Consider the following 19,510-nt stretch of genomic DNA (forward strand, 5'->3'; position numbering starts at 1 on the left):
GACGGCAGCGGCGATGGTCCGCTTGCCTGCCTCACCTCACCAGCGACAGTTCTGCATCGCTGGCGAACACGTTGCGCATATGCGACGGACGCGGCGATGTGGCCTGCGTCGTACGCTCGGTCGCGCGGCTGCGCGCGCGCTCCAGATACTTGCTCATCTGTTGCAAGGCTGCTTCCAGCCCGCACTCATGCACCGGCGCCTTCGGATGCTGTGCGTTCATTACTGCCCCCTGTTCTACGTCGTTGTCCGGCCATGTTTTCGGGCCGAGCGCCACGCTGATGCGCGACGTGGACCGATGACATACCCGGGAAAATCAAGAGCTCGTGAAACCCGCACATGATGTGATGCATATCAATGCAAATCCAGCACTCCTCGCGGGAGTGTGTCTGCGCTCGTAGACACGCGCGCAGACGCGCGCATCAGGCGGCCGCAGCGACCTGCGTCCATGCGTCCGCCGCCAATTGGAACGAGCGCAAGCGCGCGGCGTGATCGTGGATGTTCGCGGTCAACAGCAACTCGTCCGGACGGTGCCGCGCGACGAAGTCGGACAGGCCCTGCGCGACCGTATCGGCATCGCCGAGCACGGTGCAGGCCAGCGCGCGTTCCACGCCCGCCTTCTCGTGCGGTGCCCAGAATGCCTCGATGTCGTCGATCGGCGGCGGAATCAATCCGGGGCGGCCGCGGCGCAGGTTGACGAAGCTCTGCTGCTGGGTGGTGAACAGGCGCCGCGCCTCGGCCGTGGACGCGGCGGCCACCACGTTCAAGGCCAGCACCGCATACGGTGCCTGCAGCCGCGCCGAGGCACGGAACTCGCGGCGATACACCGCCAGCGCCTCGTCCATCGCGTCCGGGGCGAAATGCGAGGCGAAGGCGAACGGCAGCCCCATCGCCGCGGCCAGGCGCGCGCTGAACAGACTGGAGCCGAGCAGCCACACCGGCACCTCGATGCCGGCGCCCGGCACGGCGCGCACCAGTTGCCCGTCCACCGCCGGTTCGAAATAGCGCAGCAGTTCGGCGACGTCGTGCGGGAACTGGTCGGCGCTGTCGAAGTAGCGGCGCAACGCGCGCGCGGTTGCCTGGTCGGTACCGGGCGCGCGGCCCAGGCCCAGGTCGATGCGGCCGGGATACAGCGAGGCCAGGGTGCCGAACTGTTCGGCCACCTGCAGCGGCGCGTGGTTGGGCAGCATGATGCCGCCGGCGCCGACGCGGATGCGCTTGGTGCCGCCGGCCACATGTCCGATCAGCACCGCGGTGGCGGCGCTGGCGATGCCGGGCATATTGTGATGCTCGGCCAGCCAGTACCGGTGGTAGCCCCAGCGTTCGGCGTGCTGGGCCAGGTCCAGCATGTTGGCGAAGGCGCCGGCGGTGTCGCTGCCTTCGCAGACCGGGGCCAGGTCGAGGATGGAGATCGGCATCATGGTGAGGCGGTTTCCTGCAGGCGATGCGATCGAGGTGGGGACGCCGGCCGCCGATTGCAGCGGTCGCGACCGGAACGCTGATTTGCGCTGGGTGTGGGTGTGGATGAGGCAGGATGCTTGGCTGGCGGCCGTACCCTCACCCCCAACCCCTCTCCCGGCGGGAGAGGGGCTTTGGCGTCTCCCTTCTCCCCTCGGGACCATGGCCCCCTTTTCGGGGGAAAGTGCCCCGCAGGGGCGGATGAGGGTACGGGCGAAGCCTCGCATCGCCAAACCCGCTCGAGCGCTGCGCGCTCCGTACCCTCACCCCAACCCCTCTCCCGGGGGGAGAGGGGCTTTGGCGCCTCCCTTCTCCCCTCGGGACCATGGCCCCCTTTTCGGGGGAAGGTGCCCCGCAGGGGCGGATGAGGGTACGGGCGAAGCCTCGCATCGCCAGACCCGCTCGAGCGCTGCGCGCTCCGCACCCTCACCCCAACCCCTCTCCCGGGGGGAGAGGGGCTTTGGCTCTTCCCTTCTCCCCTCGGGAGAAGGTGCCCCGCAGGGGCGGATGAGGGTACGGGCGAAGCTTCGCATCGCCAGACCCGCTCGAGCGCTGCGCGCTCCGTACCCTCGCCCCAACTCCTCTCCCGGGGGGAGAGGGGCGTTGGCTGCTTGCATTACCGCGCTACCACACGGGTTGCACGGCGCGCTGGCTACGCTGGCGCCCCCGCCCTCGCCTGGTCGCTGCCATGTCGCTGATTCCGCCGCCCGCCCCTGTCCCCGCTTTGCCCTTGCGCGACCGTGTGGTGCTGGTCACCGGCGGCGCCCAGGGCATCGGCCGCGGCGTGGTGCAGGCAGTGCTGGGCGCTGGCGGCAAGGTCGTGTTCGGCGATCTCGACGCCGATGCCGGGCGCGCCTGTGTGGCCGAACTGGATGCCGGCGAACGCCTGCTGTTCCGCCGCGTCGACGTGGCCGCCGAAGCCAGCGTGCGCCGCTTCATCGATGCCGCGTTGGCCCGGTTCGGTCGCATCGACGGGCTGGTCAACAACGCCGGCATCGCCGATCCGCACACCGGACCGCTGGAGCGGCTGTCGCTGCGCGAATGGAACCGACGGCTCGGGGCGAGCCTGGGCGGCGCGTTCCTGTGCAGCAAGCACGCCCTGCCGGCGCTGCGCGACAGCCGCGACGGCGGCGCCATCGTCAACATCGCCTCCACCCGCGCGCAGCAGTCCGAACCGGACACCGAGGCCTACGCCGCGTCCAAGGGCGGACTGGTGGCCTTCACCCACGCACTGGCGATCAGCGCCGGGCCGGCAGTACGGGTCAACTGCATCAGCCCCGGCTGGATCGCCACCGACGCCTGGCGCAAGCCGAACGCGCGACGCACGCCCAAACTGTCGCGGCAGGATCATGCGCAACACCCGGCCGGGCGGGTCGGCACGCCGCCGGACATCGGCGCGCTGGCGGTCTATCTGCTGTCGGCACAGGCCGGCTTCATCACCGGCCAGGAGTTCGTGGTCGATGGTGGGATGACGCGGAAGATGCAGTACGCCTGACGGCGTGGGGATTGGGGAGTCGCTAAAGCGCTGGGATTGGGGAGTCGGGATTGGGGATTCGCTGGAGCGGATTCCTTTGAAGCTCCGAGGGGACGCGGCGGCATGCAGCGAGCCGAAACCCAACGCGCAGAGCGCGAGTGTTCGGGCAGTCGCGGGGCAGCCCGCCTTTGCCAATCCCCAATCCCGACTCCCCAATCCCGCGACGATCAGCCGCCCACCAGCGGCCGCAACTGCGGATCCAGCGCCACGCGCTCGTCGAAGACGAAGCAGCGGCCGTCATAGCCTTCGCCGCCCACCTCCTCGAAGTAGCCGAGGATGCCGCCGTCCAGTTGCAGCACGTTGTCCATGCCATCGGCGCGCATCCACAGCGCTGCTTTTTCGCAGCGAATGCCGCCGGTGCAGAAGCTGACCACGGTGGCGTCGGCCAACGCCTCACGATGCGGGGCCAGCGCTTCCGGCAGGTCGGTGAACTTGACGATCGGCAAGGTCAGCGCACCGGCGAAGGTGCCGTGGACCACTTCCTGCGTGTTGCGCGTGTCCAGCAGCACCACGCGCCGGCCGGCGTCGTCGTGACCCTGGCGCAGCCAGCGCTGCAGCGTGGCCGGCGCCACCGCCGGCGCGCGCGCCGCGTCCAGTGGCGAGGCGGCGGCGCGGCGGAAGCTGATGATCTCCGGCTTGACCTTGACCTTCAGCCGCGCGAACGGCTGCTGGGCGCTGGGGCTGGTCTTGATCCGCAGATCGGCGAAGCGCGGGTCGGCGCGCAGTTGCGCGTAAAAGGCGTCGATCGCCTCTGCCGCGCCGGCCAGGAACAGGTTGATGCCCTCGCCCGCCACCAGGATCGTGCCGCGCAGGTCGCCGTCCTGCGCCCAGGCGTGCAATTGCGCGGCGAGCGCGTCGGGGTCGGCAATGGCGACGAAGTGATAGGCAGCGGTGTTGGCGATCATCGGCGCATTTTAGGGCCTGCGACGCGCGACCGCTGCAGTGACAGCTCTGCCACTGTTGCGCACCGGCGCGTCGGCGAAGCGTGCCGATGCGTTGCCCCGCAGCGCCGCCGCTAGCCGCGCAGCAGCAGGAACGGCAGCAGCACCAGCGAGGCGATCAACAGCATGCCCAACAGCGTCGCCAGCACGAACAGGGGGCGCTGCCGCAGCAGGCTGGCGAAGGTCTCCGCACTGCCATCGCGCAGCGCGGCGGCGCGCTCGGCGCGGGCGCGTTCGCCGCGTCGGGCCTGGTAGTCGGCCAGCAGCGCCTTGGCCCGCGGCTGCTCGGCGTCCTCGCGCAGCCAGATGCCGCCGGCGGAAATGCCGAAGGTACCGGCGCGGGTTTCGTAGTAGCCGATGCCGGCGTCGTCGAGCAGCGCGCAGACCTCGGCGCGTTCGTCGTCGGGCACGTGACGCAGATTGAGCAGCAGTTTGGCCATGCGCCGCATGATAGCCGCTGCGGCGATGCGCTACCCTTGCACGCCCTGCCCGCCGTGGACGTCCCGCATGCGCCGAATCCTGCTGCTGTTGAGCCTGTCGTTGCCGGCGTGGCTGCTGAGCGGCTGCACGCCGCCGGGTCCGCCGCCCGGTGGCAGCATCGCCGCCTTCCAGGCCACCGACGAGCGCGTCGGCGACGGCGCCGAAGCGCGTCCCGGCAGCCGGGTCACCGTGCACTACACCGGCTGGCTGTACGACGAGCATGCCAAGGACAAGCGCGGCGAGAAATTCGATGCCTCCGCCGACCACGGCCAGCCCTTCAGCTTCGTGCTCGGCGCCGGCCAAGTGATCCGCGGCTGGGACGAGGGCGTGGCCGGCATGCGCGTGGGCGGCAAGCGCCTGCTGATGCTGCCGTCGGACTACGGCTACGGCGCCAACGGTGCCGGCGGGGTGATCCCGCCGGGCGCCTCGCTGGTGTTCGAAGTCGAACTGCTCGATGTCCAGCCACGTTGAGCCGCACCCACGCATGTCCGCTGCCAAACACGCCGCGCCGGTGCGCGGCCGACTCGTCATCGTCGGCGGCGGCCCGGCCGGGCTGATCGCCGCCGAGACCGCGCGCGCCGCCGGCGCCGAGGTCGATGTGTACGAGGCCAAGGGCTCGGTGGGACGCAAGTTCCTGATCGCCGGCAAGGGCGGCCTCAACCTGACCCACTCCGATCCGTTCGAGCGTTTCGTCGCGCGCTATCGCGAACGCGCGACGGCGGTCGGCGACTGGCTGGCCGACTTCGATGCCGACGCGTTGCGCGCCTGGGCGCAGGCGCAGGGCGTGGAGACCTACGTCGGCAGCTCCGGGCGGGTGTTCCCGCTGGACCGCAAGGCGGCGCCGCTGCTGCGCGGCTGGGTACGGCGGCTGAAGGATGCCGGCGTGCGCTTCCACGTGCAGCAGCGCTGGCTGGGCTGGGACGCGGACGGCGCGCTGCGCTTCGCCGGCGACGATGGCGAGCAGCGCGTCCAGGCCGAGGCCTGTGTGCTGGCGCTGGGTGGCGGCAGCTGGCCGCAACTCGGGTCCGACGGCGCCTGGCAGGACACGCTGCGCGCGCGCGGCGTGGAAGTGGCGCCGCTGCAGCCGGCCAACTGCGGTTTCGACGTGGACTGGAGCGCGCATTTCCGCGAACGCCACGCCGGCGCGCCGCTGAAGCCGGTGGTCGCGCACTGGCACGATGCGCAGGGCCAGGCGCAGTCGCTGCAGGGCGAATGCGTGGTCGGCGAACACGGCATCGAGGGCAGCCTGATCTATGCGCTGGCCGCGGATCTGCGCGAGGCCATCGCCGCACACGGCCCGACCACGCTGTGGCTGGACCTGGCACCCGGCCGCGACCTGCCACGGCTGCAAGCCGAACTGGGCAAGCCGCGCGGCGGGCGCAGCTTCGGCGAGCACCTGCGCCGCCAGGCCGGTATCGACGGGGTCAAGGCGGCCCTGCTGTTCGAGATCCTCGGCAAGCAGGCCGGCCAGGATCCGGCGCTGGCCGCGGCCACGCTCAAGCGCCTGCCGCTGACCCTGCAGCGTCCGCGCCCGCTGGCCGAGGCGATCAGCAGCGCCGGCGGCGTGCGCCTGGAGGCGCTGGACACACAGCTGATGCTACGGGCCCTGCCGGGCACCTTCTGCGCCGGCGAAATGCTCGACTGGGAAGCGCCGACCGGCGGCTACCTGCTCACCGCGTGCTTCGCCAGCGGCGTGCGCGCCGGGCGCGGCGCGGTGACCTGGCTGCAGCGCCACGCCGCGCACTGACGTCCGGTACGCGCGGCACGCGACGCTCAGAGCACCGCGATCTGCACCCGCGCCTGCGGATCGCGCTTGGCCACGTACATGGCCTCGTCGGCGCGCTGGGTGAGCAGGACCGGGTCGAAGCCGGGCCCGGCCTGCACGGCGATGCCAATGCTCGGCTGCAGCGGCAGATGCCGGCCGCTGACCACGCAGCCATCCGCGCACGCCTCCATGATCCGCGCCGCAGTAGCCAGCACTTCGTGTTTGGCGTCGGCCAGCCCTTCCAGCAGGACCACGAATTCGTCGCCACCCAGCCGGGCGATGCTGTCCTGCCCGCGCAGGCAGCGCTGAAGCAGCCGCGCGAAGTGCACCAGCAGCGCGTCGCCGACGTGGTGACCGAAACGGTCGTTGACGCTCTTGAAGTCGTTCAGATCCAGGAACATCACCGCCACCTGGCCCTGGCTGCGGTGCTCGTTCATGCGCCGCCGCAGGGCCTGGTTCCAGGCCATCCGGTTCGGCAGTCCGGTCAGTTCGTCGCGCAGCGCACGCTCTTCCAGCAAACGCGCCAGCCGGGTCTGCCCGGTGATGTCGCTGATCATCAGGTGCAGGCCGACCCGCTGCGGCGCCAGCGCCACGTCCGGGATCAGGCTGAAATGCATGATCCGCAGGGCATCGGCGGCATCGCACAGTTCGGCATCGAACTGCGCCGGCTCGCCCTGCAGCGCCGCCGGCAGATGCGGTTGCAGCAAGGCAAGTTGCTGCGGGTCCAGCACCTCGTGCAGGGGACGGCCGACGATGTGCTCCGGCGCCAGCGCGAACCACTCCGCATACGGCCGGTTGACGAACTGGTAACGCAAGTCGCGGTCGAGGTAGGCGATCAGCGCCGGCGCGTTGTCGGCGATGGTGCGCAGTTGCGCCTCGCTGTCGCGCAGGCGGTGCTCGGCCAGGTGCTGCTCGGTGATGTCCTGGACATGGGTGACCAGATGCAACGGACGGCCCTGCTCGTCGCGCACCAGCGAGACTGCCAGGCGTGCACGTACGGTATGGCCGTCGCGGTGGCGGTAGCGCTTTTCGACGCGGAAGTCGCTGCCCTGCCCGCTGCGCAACGCCACCGCCCGTTGCATGTCCTCGGCGAGATCGTCCGGATGGGTCAGATCCTGGAAACGTAATTCCAGCAACTCCGCGCGGCTGTAGCCAAGCATCGCGCACAAGGCGTCGTTGACATCCAGCCAGCGCCCTTCCAACGACACCAGCGCCATGCCATGCGCGGCCGCCGAGAACGCGCCGGAGAACCGCTGCCCGGCCAGCAGCGCGGCCTGCGTCGCCGCCCGTTCGGCGCTGACATCGCGTATCACGCAGACCGCGCCCAGGCTGCGGACACCGCCGCCTTCCAGCCGTTCCGCATTGCACAGCACGCTACGTGGCGCCTGCCCCTTGGCGGCGATCACGATTTCCGCATCGCGCACCGATTCGCCGCGCCAGGCGCGGAACAGCGGCACCTCCTCGCGGGACAGTGGGCGCTTGCCGCTGGCGTCGAACAGATCGAAATACTGCGACCACTGCTCGGGCGGCAAGGCGCGCGGATCGGCCCCGTGCCAGTGACGCGCCACCTGGTTGAACTCGCCCAGGGTGCCATCGGCCAGGCACGACACCACGCCATCGGGCATGGTCTCCAGCAGCATGCTCAGGGTCCTGGCCTGCTCGTGGGCGATGCGCGCGTCGCGGCGCGCCTCCAGTTGCGCGGTGACCTGCCTGGCCAGCCGCTGCAGCCCTTCGCGCTGGCGCGCGTCCAGTTGCCGCGGACGGATGTCGATCACGCACAGGGTGCCATAGCTGTGGCCTTGGTCGCCGACCAGCGGCATGCCGGCATAGAAGCGCAGGTGCGGCGCCCCGCCCACCAGCGGATTGCCGGCGAAGCGCGGGTCCAGCGTGGTGTCGGGGATCTCCAGCAATTGCGGCGACAGCAAGGCATAGGTGCAAAAGGCCAGCTCGCGGGGATAGCCGGTGGTGCCGGCGGGCAGGCCGCAACTGGCCTTGAGCCATTGCCGGCGTTCGTCGATCAGCGAGACCAGCGCGATCGGCGCCTCGCACAACTGGCTGGTCAGCCAGATCAGGTCGTCGAATGCCGGCTCCTGCGGGGTATCCAGCATTCCCAGCTCGGCCAGCGCACGCAGGCGCCCCGCTTCGTCGGCAGGCAACGGCACGGGGGCCGGATCGGGGACCGAGGGTCGGTTCATGCGCGGCACCAAGGGAGGTTCCCGCACGATAACGGGCGGCCGCAACGATGGCGAGCCCACCGCGAATGCCACGGCGCAAAACAGCATGGCGACCGCGACCGCCACCTCCGTGCTCCGCCCCTGCCATTCCCACGACGTTCCACGCCCTGCGCCCGCGCCACCCGGGCCACGCCCCGCCGGCAACGATTACCCAGCGACGCCGCGCTTCTCCATGAACACGCACGCGAGGACAATCCCGCTGGGATGCGGATAGCCTCCCTCGCGCAGCACCGCGTAGCCCTGGGCGCGGTAGAACGCCACCGCATTGAGCGCCGCGGCCAGGTGAATGCGCGGGCACGGCGCCAGGCGCTGCTCCAGCGCCTGCAGCAGACGCCGGCCGAGGCCGCTGCCGCGCAGCGCAGGGTCCACGAACAGGCCGTCGATTTCCGCGCCGGCCACGTCGACGACACCGAACCCGAGCACGCGACCATCGGCGTCCTCGGCGACGAGGGCGCCGCCGGTGGCGACCAGCCCGCAGTACGACGCCGGCGCCGGCGCCGCGGACCAGCGCGCGATCACCTCCGGCGGATAGTGGCTGCTGCAGACCTCGCGCACGCAGCGAGTGCGCAGCGCCCACAGCGCCGGGATGTCCTCGGGCACTGCCTGCCGCAATCGCGCCGACGCCGCTTCGCTCATTGCGACTTGCTGTCGCGCAGGCGGCGGATGCGTTCCGGCGGCTGGAACGAATCGCTGCGCGCATCGCCCCAGTAGTCGTGGAAGACCGCGTGGTCGGGCACCGTGCGCAGCAGTTCGCCCGGCTCCAGGTAGCGGTACAGCGAGGCCAGCGAGCGGATCTCCACCTGCGAGATGCGGCGCAGGATGTGTTCCGGCCCCAGCTGCGAGGGATGCGCCAGCCCGGCGGCGCTCAGCAATTCGCGCAACGCCTTGAGCGTGTTGGCGTGGTAATGCGCAACGCGGGTGGCCTTGTCGGTGGGATCCAGATGCTGCCAGCGGCGCCGGTCCTGGGTGGCGATGCCGGTCGGGCAGCGGTCGCTGTGGCAGCTCAGCGACTGGATGCAGCCCAGCGCGAACATGAAACCGCGCCCGGCATTGCACCAGTCCGCGCCCAGCGCCAGGGTGCGCGCGATGTCGAAGGCGCTGGTGATCTTGCCGGCGGCGCCGAGCTTGATCCGTTCGCGGATGTCCAGCCCGACCAGGGTGTTGTGCACCAGCAGCAGGGCTTCGTGCATCGGCACGCCGACGTGGTCGATGAATTCCGCCGGCGCCGCGCCGGTGCCGCCCTCGGCACCGTCGACGACGATGAAGTCCGGATACAGCTCGCTTTCCTGCATCGCCTTGGCGATGGCGAACCACTCCCAGGGGTGGCCGATCGCCAGCTTGAAGCCGGTGGGCTTGCCGCCGGACAGCTCGCGCAGCCGCGCGACGAACTGCAGCAGTTCCAGCGGCGTGGTGAACGCCGAATGCCGCGACGGCGAGACGCAATCCTGGCCCATGGCGACGCCGCGGGTGGCGGCGATCTCGGCGCTGACCTTGGCCGCCGGCAGCACCCCGCCGTGGCCGGGCTTTGCCCCCTGCGAGAGCTTGATCTCGATCATCTTGACCTGCTCCAGCGTCGCGTTGGCGACGAAGCGCTGCGGGTCGAAGCGCCCTTCCTCGTCGCGGCAGCCGAAGTAGCCCGAGCCGATTTCCCACACCAGGTCGCCGCCGCACTCGCGGTGATAGGGCGAGATCGAGCCCTCGCCGGTGTCGTGGTAGAAGCCGCCCTGGCGCGCGCCGGCGTTGAGCGCGCGGATGGCGTTGGCCGACAGCGCGCCGAAGCTCATCGCCGAGATGTTGAACACGCTGGCCGCGTACGGTTGCGCACAGTCGGCGCCGATGGTGACGCGGAAGTCGTGGTCGGCGATCTCGCTGGTGGCCAGCGAATGGTTGATCCACTCGTAGTCCGGCGCATAGGTGCTGCGCTGGGTGCCGAACGGCACCACGTCCATCACGTTCTTGGCGCGCTGGTAGACCAGGGCGCGCTGCTGCCGCGAGAACGGCGCCTCCTCGATGTCGCTCTGCAGGAAGTACTGGCGCATCTCCGGGCCGACCGATTCCAGGCCGTAGCGGAAATGCGCCAGGATCGGATAGTTGCGGCGCAGGGTGCTGCGGGTCTGCAGCAGGTCCACGGTGCCCAGCAGCGCCAGCACGGCGAAGGCCACCACGCCCCAGCCCCACAGCGGCCAGATCGCGCACAGGGCAATGGACAGCGCCAGCAGCAGGCAGCTGGCGATATAGGCTAGGTAGCGGTGCATCGCGGTCCTCGCAGGAGTCGGAAGCCGGCGAGTGTAGAGGGTGTCGCGGGCGTGGCGTTGCCACGGCCGCCGGGTCCGCTCCGCGCAGGTACAGCTTGCGCATGCCCGCCGCGCCGGTGGCGCGGCATGGCGAGCCCCCCTGGGGAGGCGCCTACAGCCGGTCGTCCACCGCCGCGCGCGGCCACACCGACTTGACGTCGTAGACCACCAGGTCGGGCGTGCCGAGTGCGCGGATCTGCGCCGCGTCCAGGTCGCGGTAGGCGGCGTGCGCCACCGCCAGCACCACCGCGTCGTAGCGGCCGGGCACCGGTTCCGGCAGCAGGTCGACGCCGTGCGCCTGCGCCGCCTGCGGATCGGCCCAGGGATCGCAGGCGTCGACGCGGGCGCCGGCCGCGGCCAGCGCCTGCACCAGTTCCAGCGCGCGGCTGTTGCGCAGGTCCGGGCAGTTCTCCTTGAAGGTGACGCCGAGCACCAGCACGGACGCTTCGGCCATCGCCACGCCCTTGCCGGCCAGCAGCGCCTGCACCCGTGCGGCCACGTGCGCGCCGACCCGGTTGTTGACCTGGCGCGCGGTGTGGATCAGGTCCGGGTGGTAGCCCATGCTCTCGGACTTGTGCAGCAGGTAGTACGGATCCACGCCGATGCAGTGGCCGCCGACCAGGCCGGGCCGGAACGGCAGGAAGTTCCACTTGGTGCCGGCGGCGTCCAGTACGTCCTGGGTGTCGATGCCGAGCCGGTCGAAGATCAGTGCCAGTTCGTTGACCAGGGCGATGTTGACGTCGCGCTGGATGTTCTCCACCACCTTGGCCGCCTCGGCCACGCGGATCGACGGCGCGCGCCAGGTGCCGGCGACGATGATGCCGGCATACAGCGCGTCCACGGCGTCGGCGGCGGCCGGGTTCGAGCCGGAGGTGATCTTGCGGATGTCGGCCAGGCGCCGCTGCCGGTCGCCGGGGTTGACCCGCTCGGGGCTGTAGCCGCAATGGAAATCGACGTCGCAGCGCAATCCCGAGCCCTGCTCCAGCAGCGGCACGCAGACCTCCTCGGTGGTGCCGGGATAGACGGTGGATTCGTAGATCACCAGGTCGCCGCGCTTGAGCACGCCGGCCAGCAGTTCGCTGGCCTGGCGCAGCGGCTGCAGGTCGGGTTGCTCGTGCGCATCGATCGGGGTCGGCACGGTGACGATGTACACGTTGCGGTCGCGCAGCTCGGCCGCGTCGTCGCTGTAGCGCAGGTGCACGCCGGCGCGCAGTTCCTCGGCCTCCAGTTCCAGGGTCTGGTCGTGCCCGGCGCGCAGTTGCGCCACGCGCTCTCCATCGATGTCGTAGCCGAGCGTGTCGTGGCGGGCGCCGAACGCCACCGCCAGCGGCAGGCCGACGTAGCCGAGGCCGATCACGGCGATGCGCGGCGGCGCGGAATCGAACACGGGGGCGACGGACATACCAATCCTTTGCGGCACCGGCGGCAGCCGTCGGTGCAGGGGGGGTGAAAAGCATGGGAGTCCGCGGGCGGACGCCGCCCATGGTAAGCCGCACCGCTGACGCCGACCAAGCCGGTCCGCGCAACGCCAGTGTTGCAGGCATGTGTGCGTCTTCACGCGCGCGACGTGCGGCGCCTTCACAACATGGTGTGTGAAGGTCGCTGCCTGGCGTCACGCTTTGCGTCCGCGCCGCCGCGTCTTGCCGCGCAGACGACATAAGCACCACTCCGCCTTTACGCGGGGCGGCCTAGTCTCGGGAAGTGGACGCGTCAGGGGGCGCCTCCGCATCTCCCTTTTCCTCTCACTCAAGGAGAACTCGCGTGAGTCACGCTCCGAGCCTGCTCGTGGATGTCGAAGCCGAATTGGCGCATTGGAAAGCGCTGCACGCGGCGGGCAAACTGGGGTCGCAGTCGTTCAGCGAACATGCGCGCCTGATCAAGATGGCGTGCGACGTGTTCCTGCAACTGCCGCGCGAATCCAACGACGTGCGGCTGCAGCGCCTGCGTCAGCGCTACGACGGCGAGCACCCCTGGCCGCGCATCGCCTGGAGCGATGCCGAAACCCTGGTCGTTGCCTGCTGGGCACGCCTCGACGGATCCGAGCAGCGCGACCACCACCCAGATCCGGCGCACACCCCCGCCTGATCCAGAAGGTCCACACATGTCCCTGCCCGCCAACCGCGACAACGCCCACGATTCCCAGCAACGCAGCCAGACCCCCGACAAGATGCACAACGACGACGCGCAGTGGAAAGCGCGCGATCAACCCGACAGCGATCCCAAGCACGACCACGCCGACCCGGAACACGACTATCCGCGCCCGGACGGCAGCAAGTAGGTAAGCACGTTACCCCTCCCGCTGCGGCCGACCACGGTCATCGCCGCAGCGGCACCCCTCCCGCAACACCACCGACCTGCGGCAGTCAGCGCAGGCTCGACCCACGCACGATGCAGCGGCCGCTGAGCACCACCTTGCGGGTCGGCTGCGCCGGCGCGTTCATCCGCTCCAGCAGCAACGACATGGCGGTACGGCCCATCTCTTCGACCGGCTGTTCGATCACGGTGATGCCGGGTTGGACCAGGTCGGTCCAGCTTTCGTTGTCGAAGCCGGCCAGTGCCAGGTCCTGCGGAATGCGCAGACCGGCAGCCCGCACGGCCTTCATTGCGCCCATCAGCAGCAGGCTGTTGCTGGCCACCAACGCATCCGGGTGCGGCGTCTGTTCCAGCCAGGCCTGGACCTCGGCGATCGCCGCTTCCGCGCTCGGCGCCACCTCGCGGTAGTCCGGCGCCAGGCCGTGCCCGCGCATCGCCTCCAGATAGCCATCGCGGCGCTCGGCGGCGGTGCTGCTGGTCTTGCCGAACAGGCCGCCGATGCGGCGCACGCCTTGGCCGACCAGATGATCGACCAGGGCGGCCATCGCCGCGGCATTGTCCAGGACCACGCTGTCGTGCGTGCCGCCCTTGCCGGCACGGTCCAGCAGCACCACCGGATGGTCGAAATGCAACTTGCCCAGTTGGCTCTGGGTGGTGCGGGTGGGGGCGAAGATCAGCCCGCTGACCCGCTCTTCCTGCATCAGTTGCAGATACAGCGCCTCGCGCTGCGGGTCCTCGTCGGTATTGCACAGGATCACCCGCATGCCGGCACGGTAGGCCACGTCCTCGACTGCGCGAATGGCCGCGGTGAAGAACGGATTGCGGATGTCGGCGACGATCAGGCCCACCACCCCGGAGTGCTGCGAGCGGAGCCGCCGCGCCATCAGGTTGGGGCGGTAGCCAGTCTCGCGGACCGCTGCCTCCACCCGCGCCCGCACCTCTTCGCTGACCGGGCCCTGGCCCAGTGCGCGCGACACCGTGGAAGTCGAGACGCCGGCGACCCGGGCCACGTCGTGAATGCTGACGCTCACTGGCAACGTTCCCGCATTGTTTTCATTTCAACTCCCTGTCACCTGGCGTTTCTTGATAGTAGCACCGGCTTTTTCCGAAGGATTTGTGCACTGCACATTGACTAGAGACTGGGAACGTTCCCACACTGCGCCCACTCGCCGCCCACCCCAAGGAACCCGCGTGTCCCAGACGCCCTCCTCTCCCCTGGTTTCCAGCGACCTGGTCCGGGTCGATGTCCAGGCCCGCGACAAGGCCGACGCGATCGCCCAGGCGGCGCAGTTGCTGGTCGCCGCCGGCTGCGTGCCGCCGGCCTACGAGGCCAGCATGCTGCGCCGCGAAGCGCTGGCCAACACCTTCCTGGGCCACGGCGTGGCGATCCCCCACTGCACCGGCGAAGACCGCCACCTGGTGCGCCGCGACGGCATCGCGGTGCTGCAGCTGCGCGCCGGCGTGGAGTGGAACCCGGGCCAGACCACGCACCTGGTGGTCGCCATCGCCGCCCAGTCCGACACCCACATCACCGTGTTGCGGCGCCTGACCCGGTTGATCCAGGACCAACCGCGGCTGGAGGCGCTGTTCGCCAGCGACGACCCGCAGGCGATCGTCGCCGCCCTGAGCGAGGACGCGGCCGTCGCCGCGCCCACCGCCGCGGCCAGCGACCTGGCGGAACGCTTCGAGTGGACCGTGCGCTATCCCACCGGCCTGCACGCGCGCCCGGCCACGCGCTGGGTGGAAACCGCGCGCGGCTTCGCCGCCCGCATCCAGGTGCGCGCCGGCGACCAGGTTGGCGATGCCAAGAACCTGGTGTCGCTGCTGCAACTGGGCCTGCATGCCGGCGACACGGTGACCATTTCGGCCGAGGGCCAGGACGCCGCCGCGGCGCTGGCGCGGCTGCGCAGCGTGATCGACGGCCTGACCGCGCAGGAGCAGGCCGACGCCGAGGCCGCCGCACAGCGCCGTGCCGCGCCGGTCGCCGGCTGGACCCCGCCGCAGGCGCAGCCGGCCATCGTCGGCATCGGCGCCAGCCCCGGCCTGGCGATCGGCGTGGTGCACAAGCTGGCTGGCCATGACGTGGCGGTGGCGGACACGCCGGTGCCCCTGAGCGACGGCGGCGCCCTGCTGCACGACGCCCTGCAGCGCACCCGCACGCAACTGCAGGCCATCGAAGAGGACACCCGGCGCCGGCTCGGCGCCGGCGATGCGGCGATCTTCCGCGCCCAGGCCGAACTGCTCAACGACACCGACCTGATCACCCTGGCCTGCCAGTTGATGGTCGAAGGCCACGGTGTCGCCTGGTCCTGGCAGCAGTCGGTCGAGCGCCTGGCCAACAAGCTCTCGGCGCTGGGCAACGCCGTGCTGGCCGGACGCGCCAGCGACCTGCGCGACGTCGGCCGCCGCGTGCTGGCGCAACTGGATCCGGGCCTGGCCGGCGGCAGCCTGGAGCAGTTGCCGGCCGCGCCGTGCATCCTGCTCGCGCACGACCTGTCGCCGTCGGACACCGCCAACCTGGACACCCGCCGCGTGCTCGGCCTGGCCACCGCGGTGGGCGGCCCGACTTCGCACACCGCGATCCTCTCGCGCACCCTCGGCCTGCCGGCGCTGGTCGCCGGCGGTGCCGACCTGCTGGACCTGGAGGATGGCGCCACGGTGATCGTCGACGGCACGAGCGGCCGCCTGTACGTGGCGCCGTCGGACGAGGACCTGGCCTCGGCCCGCGCCTACATCGACGAACAACAGCAACTGCGTGCGCGCGAGGCCGAACAGCGCAACCAGCCGGCGCAGACCGAGGACGGCCATCGCCTGGAGATCGGCGCCAACGTCAACCTGCCCGAGCAGGTCGCCGCGGCGCTGGCGCAAGGCGCCGAGAGCGTGGGCCTGATGCGCACCGAATTCCTGTTCCTGGAGCGTGGCAGCACGCCCAGCGAGGACGAGCAGTATGCCACCTACACCGCGATGGCGCAGGCGCTGGACGGCCGCGCGCTGATCGTGCGCGCGCTGGACATCGGCGGCGACAAGCAGGTCGCGCACCTGAACCTGCCGCGCGAGGACAACCCGTTCCTGGGCGTGCGCGGCGCGCGCCTGCTGCTGCGCCGCGCCGACCTGCTGCAACCACAGTTGCGCGCGCTGTACCGCGCGGCCAAGGACGGCGCGCGCCTGGCGATCATGTTCCCGATGATCACCTCGGCGGCGGAACTGCTGACGCTGCGCGTCGAATGCGAGCGCCTGCGCGCGGAACTGCAGGCGCCGGAGGTGCCGCTGGGCATCATGATCGAAGTGCCGGCCGCGGCGATCCAGGCCGATGCGCTGGCCAAACACGCGGATTTCTTCTCGATCGGCACCAACGACCTGACCCAGTACACCCTGGCCATCGACCGGCAGAACCCGGACCTGGCCGCCGAAGCCGACAGCCTGCATCCGGCGGTGCTGCGGCTGATCCGCACCACCGTCGAGGGCGCGGCGCGCCACGGGCGCTGGGTCGGCGTGTGCGGCGGGCTGGCCGGCGACGCGTTCGGCGCGGCGCTGCTGGCCGGCCTGGGCGTGCACGAGCTGTCGATGACGCCCAACGATATCCCGGCGGTGAAGGCGCGCCTGCGCGGCAGCCGCCTGGATGCGCTGCAGGCGCTGGCGCAGCGCGCGCTGGACTGCGCAAGTGCGGCTGAGGTGCGGGCGCTCGACGGCGGGGCCGACGCATGAGCGTCGATGCCGTCACCGTCACCCTGAATCCGGCGATCGACCTGACCGTGGCGATCGACCGGCTGCAGCCCGGCCAGGTGCATCGCGCGCGCAGCGCCCACGCCATCGCCGGCGGCAAGGGCATCAACGTCGCCGCCTGCCTGGCCGACGCCGGCCTGCGCTGCGCCGCGCTCGGCGCGCTCGGCGCCGGCAATGCGCCGGTGTTCGAGGCGCTGTTCGCCGAACGCGGCATCGACGACCGCTGCCTGCGCGTGCCCGGCGACACCCGCAGCAATCTCAAGCTGGTCGCCGCCGACAGCGGCGCCACCACCGACATCAACCTGCCCGGCCTGGCCCTGGACCAGGCCCAGCTCGACACCATCGGCGCGCGCCTGGCCGACGTGCTGCGCCCCGGCCTGCCGGTGGTGCTCAGTGGCAGCCTGCCGGCCGGCCTGGCCGAGGACACCTGGCGGCAGCTGCAGGCGCAGGCCGCCGCCGCCGGCGCGCGGGTGCTGCTGGACACCAGCGGCGCGCCGCTGCATGCCGCCCTCGACGCGCCGCGTGCGCAACTGCCGTTCGCGATCAAGCCCAACCGCCACGAACTGGAGGAATGGGCCGGCGCGCCGCTGGCCACCACCGCCGACCTGCTCGGCGCCGCACGCGCGCTGCTGGCGCGCGGCATCGGTCTGGTCGCGGTGTCGCTGGGCACCGATGGCGCGCTGTTCGTGCGCGGCGAGCAGGCGCTGCTGGCGCAGCCGCCGCAGGTCACCGGCGGCAGCAGCGTCGGCGCCGGCGATGCGATGGTCGCCGGCCTGGTCGCGGCATTGCGCGCCGACGCCGACCTGGCGACCTGCGCGCGCCAGGCCACCGCCTTCGCCGTGGCCACGCTGGGCAGCGGCGTCGCCCGCCGCCTGCCGCGCGAGCGCCTGCCGGCGCTGGCCGCCGCGGTCCGCCTCGAGACCCTGTCATGACTTCCGCCGCGTCGCTACCGTGCGCCGCGTCCTCTTGCGCTCATCGGGAGCCCGCATGAATCCGATCCTCGTGGTGATCGCCGCCGGCGATCGCAGTACCGAAGCCGTCCTCGCCGCCGAGGCGCTGCGCCATGCCGCCACGCTGCGGGGCGCAGTCCTGCAGGCCGAGGTGCGCACGCCGCAGGGCGTGATCGCGCCGCTGGACCTGGCCGCGGCATCCGCGGCCGCGCCGCTGCTGCTGATCGGCGACGGCGAGGCCGACACCGCCCGCTTCGCTGGCCGCAGCCTGCACCGCAGTAGCCTGGATGCGGTGCTGGCCAATGCCGGCGCCGTCCTGGCGCCGCTGCTGGCGAACGCCACGACCGACGCCGCCGTTCCGGCCGCTGCCGGCAGCGCCGAGGGCGCCGGCAAGCGCATCGTCGCCATCACCTCCTGCCCCACCGGCATCGCCCACACCTTCATGGCCGCCGAAGGCCTGCAGCAGGCGGCCAAGGTGCTGGGCCACCAACTCCGGGTGGAAACCCAGGGCTCGGTGGGCGCACAGGACGCGCTCAGCGCCGAGGAGATCGCCGCGGCCGACCTGGTGCTGATCGCCGCCGATCGCGAGGTCGACCTGGGCCGCTTCGGCGGCAAGCGCCTCTTCAAGAGCGGCACCAAGCCGGCGATCAACGACGGCCCGGCGCTGATCCGCAAGGCCCTGGCCGAGGCCAGCGTGCACGCGGCCGGCACTGGCGGCAGCGCCCCGGCCCAAGCCCAGGGCGGTCGCTCCGCCGGTCCGTACAAGCACCTGATGACCGGCGTGTCGTTCATGCTGCCCTTCGTCACCGCCGGCGGCCTGCTGATCGCGCTGGCGTTCGCGCTCGGCGGCATCTACGCCTTCGACGACGCGCACAAGGGCACCCTGGCCTGGTCGCTGTTCCAGATCGGCGCCAAGGCCGGCTTCACCCTGATGGTGCCCGCCCTGGCCGGCTACATCGCCTACTCCATCGCCGACCGCCCCGGCATCGCCCCGGGCATGATCGGCGGCATGGTCGCAGCCAATCTCGGCGCCGGCTTCATCGGCGGCATCTTCGCCGGCTTCATCGCCGGCTACGGCGTGGCCGCGCTGAACCGGGCGATCAAGCTGCCGCGCACCCTGGAAGGCCTGAAGCCGGTGCTGATCCTGCCGGTGCTGGGCACTCTGCTGGTCGGCCTGGCCCTGCTGTACGTGGTCGGCCAGCCGGTGGCCGAGCTGCTGGCCTGGCTCACCGAATGGCTGCGCGGCATGCAGGGCAGCAGCGCGGTGCTGCTGGGCCTGCTGCTGGGCGCGATGATGGCCTTCGACATGGGCGGGCCGGTCAACAAGGCCGCCTACGCCTTCTCCACCGGCCTGATCGCCAGCCAGGTGTACACGCCGATGGCCGCAGCGATGGTCGCCGGCATGACCCCGCCGCTGGGCATCGCCCTGGCCACCTGGGTGTTCCGCAACCGTTTCACCCAGGACGAGCGCGGCAGCAGCGCCGCCACCGGCGTGCTCGGCCTGGCCTTCGTCACCGAAGGCGCGATCCCCTACGCCGCGCGCGACCCGCTGCGCACCATCCCCGCGCTGATGCTCGGCTCGGCGCTGGCCGGCGCCATCTCGATGGCCGCCGGAGCCGAGCTGAAGGTGCCGCACGGCGGCGTGTTCGTGCTGCCGATCCCCAATGCGGTCAGCCACCTGGGCATGTACCTGGTGGCGCTGCTCGCCGGCACCGTGGTCACTGCGGTGGCGTTGCGGGTGCTGAAGAAGCCGGTCGTCGTCGCCTAGTCCCTTCCATGCGCCGGCGCGTCGCCATGCGATGCCCCTCCCCCCGTCGCCGC

The 19,510-nt window shown here is 71.3% G+C and carries 17 protein-coding genes; 8 read left to right on the top strand and 9 right to left on the bottom strand.

Annotation, left to right across the window (positions count from 1 at the left end; all coding sequences use genetic code 11):
* Positions 1-31 precede the first annotated feature (31 nt).
* The gene (locus tag GGR66_RS13005) at positions 32-274 is read right to left on the bottom strand and encodes a hypothetical protein (protein ID WP_255421689.1); all 243 of its coding nucleotides are present in this window, start codon (positions 272-274) and stop codon (positions 32-34) included.
* Positions 275-419: 145 nt separating this feature from the next.
* On the bottom strand, positions 420-1,418 hold the full coding sequence (locus GGR66_RS13010) for an LLM class flavin-dependent oxidoreductase (RefSeq protein WP_160964957.1): 999 nt from the start codon (positions 1,416-1,418) through the stop codon (positions 420-422).
* Between the two features lie 725 nt (positions 1,419-2,143).
* Between GGR66_RS13010 and GGR66_RS13015 the strand changes: the two genes are divergently transcribed.
* Positions 2,144-2,950, top strand: coding sequence for an SDR family oxidoreductase (locus tag GGR66_RS13015; RefSeq protein WP_184448527.1), 807 nt, complete (start codon positions 2,144-2,146; stop codon positions 2,948-2,950).
* A 206-nt stretch (positions 2,951-3,156) separates the two neighbouring features.
* Here GGR66_RS13015 and GGR66_RS13020 read toward each other — a convergent pair whose 3' ends face one another.
* The gene (locus tag GGR66_RS13020) at positions 3,157-3,894 is read right to left on the bottom strand and encodes a sulfurtransferase (RefSeq protein WP_184448528.1); all 738 of its coding nucleotides are present in this window, start codon (positions 3,892-3,894) and stop codon (positions 3,157-3,159) included.
* A gap of 110 nt (positions 3,895-4,004) precedes the next feature.
* The gene (locus GGR66_RS13025) at positions 4,005-4,370 is read right to left on the bottom strand and encodes a DUF6164 family protein (RefSeq protein WP_184448529.1); all 366 of its coding nucleotides are present in this window, start codon (positions 4,368-4,370) and stop codon (positions 4,005-4,007) included.
* Between the two features lie 67 nt (positions 4,371-4,437).
* On the opposite strand from GGR66_RS13025, the gene GGR66_RS13030 reads away from it, so the two are divergent.
* Together GGR66_RS13030 and GGR66_RS13035 are read left to right on the top strand one after the other, a co-directional pair.
* Positions 4,438-4,881 carry an FKBP-type peptidyl-prolyl cis-trans isomerase gene (locus GGR66_RS13030; RefSeq protein ID WP_160964965.1) on the top strand — a complete coding sequence of 148 codons (444 nt, stop codon included), beginning with the start codon at positions 4,438-4,440 and terminating at the stop codon, positions 4,879-4,881.
* A gap of 13 nt (positions 4,882-4,894) precedes the next feature.
* Complete coding sequence (locus GGR66_RS13035; RefSeq protein ID WP_184448530.1) at positions 4,895-6,157, top strand: TIGR03862 family flavoprotein; 1,263 nt, start codon at positions 4,895-4,897, stop codon at positions 6,155-6,157.
* A 26-nt stretch (positions 6,158-6,183) separates the two neighbouring features.
* Here the strand turns inward: GGR66_RS13035 and GGR66_RS13040 are convergent, their stop codons facing one another.
* The 4 genes from GGR66_RS13040 to GGR66_RS13055 form a co-directional block, all read right to left on the bottom strand.
* Positions 6,184-8,370, bottom strand: coding sequence for a diguanylate cyclase (locus tag GGR66_RS13040; RefSeq protein ID WP_184448531.1), 2,187 nt, complete (start codon positions 8,368-8,370; stop codon positions 6,184-6,186).
* Between the two features lie 186 nt (positions 8,371-8,556).
* Positions 8,557-9,045 (bottom strand): GNAT family N-acetyltransferase, encoded by a 489-nt coding sequence (locus GGR66_RS13045; protein WP_184448532.1) that lies wholly within the window; start codon positions 9,043-9,045, stop codon positions 8,557-8,559.
* On the bottom strand, positions 9,042-10,664 hold the full coding sequence (locus GGR66_RS13050) for an FMN-binding glutamate synthase family protein (RefSeq protein WP_160964973.1): 1,623 nt from the start codon (positions 10,662-10,664) through the stop codon (positions 9,042-9,044). The genes GGR66_RS13045 and GGR66_RS13050 overlap by 4 nt, the downstream gene beginning before the upstream one ends.
* Positions 10,665-10,815: 151 nt before the next feature.
* Entirely contained in the window at positions 10,816-12,105 is a 1,290-nt protein-coding gene (locus tag GGR66_RS13055) for a nucleotide sugar dehydrogenase (protein ID WP_160964975.1), read from the bottom strand.
* A gap of 359 nt (positions 12,106-12,464) precedes the next feature.
* Between GGR66_RS13055 and GGR66_RS13060 the strand changes: the two genes are divergently transcribed.
* A complete protein-coding gene (locus GGR66_RS13060) occupies positions 12,465-12,788 on the top strand; it encodes a transposase (protein WP_160964977.1) in 324 nt (107 codons plus the stop codon).
* 16 nt (positions 12,789-12,804) lie between these two features.
* Positions 12,805-12,981, top strand: coding sequence for a hypothetical protein (locus GGR66_RS13065; protein WP_184448533.1), 177 nt, complete (start codon positions 12,805-12,807; stop codon positions 12,979-12,981).
* An 85-nt stretch (positions 12,982-13,066) separates the two neighbouring features.
* Here GGR66_RS13065 and GGR66_RS13070 read toward each other — a convergent pair whose 3' ends face one another.
* On the bottom strand, positions 13,067-14,047 hold the full coding sequence (locus GGR66_RS13070; protein ID WP_184448534.1) for a LacI family DNA-binding transcriptional regulator: 981 nt from the start codon (positions 14,045-14,047) through the stop codon (positions 13,067-13,069).
* Positions 14,048-14,207: 160 nt separating this feature from the next.
* Between GGR66_RS13070 and ptsP the strand changes: the two genes are divergently transcribed.
* Genes ptsP through GGR66_RS13085 form a run of 3 tightly spaced genes read left to right on the top strand, consistent with a single transcriptional unit; the run spans position 14,208 to position 19,457 of the window.
* Complete coding sequence (gene ptsP / locus GGR66_RS13075) at positions 14,208-16,721, top strand: phosphoenolpyruvate--protein phosphotransferase (RefSeq protein WP_184448535.1); 2,514 nt, start codon at positions 14,208-14,210, stop codon at positions 16,719-16,721.
* On the top strand, positions 16,718-17,671 hold the full coding sequence (gene pfkB / locus GGR66_RS13080; RefSeq protein WP_184448536.1) for a 1-phosphofructokinase: 954 nt from the start codon (positions 16,718-16,720) through the stop codon (positions 17,669-17,671). Before ptsP ends, pfkB begins: the two co-directional genes overlap by 4 nt.
* 55 nt (positions 17,672-17,726) lie before the next feature.
* Positions 17,727-19,457 (top strand): fructose-specific PTS transporter subunit EIIC, encoded by a 1,731-nt coding sequence (locus GGR66_RS13085; protein WP_184448537.1) that lies wholly within the window; start codon positions 17,727-17,729, stop codon positions 19,455-19,457.
* Positions 19,458-19,510 lie beyond the last annotated feature (53 nt).

The organism is Xanthomonas sp. 3498 (genome assembly GCF_014199795.1).
GTDB lineage: Bacteria > Pseudomonadota > Gammaproteobacteria > Xanthomonadales > Xanthomonadaceae > Xanthomonas_A > Xanthomonas_A rydalmerensis.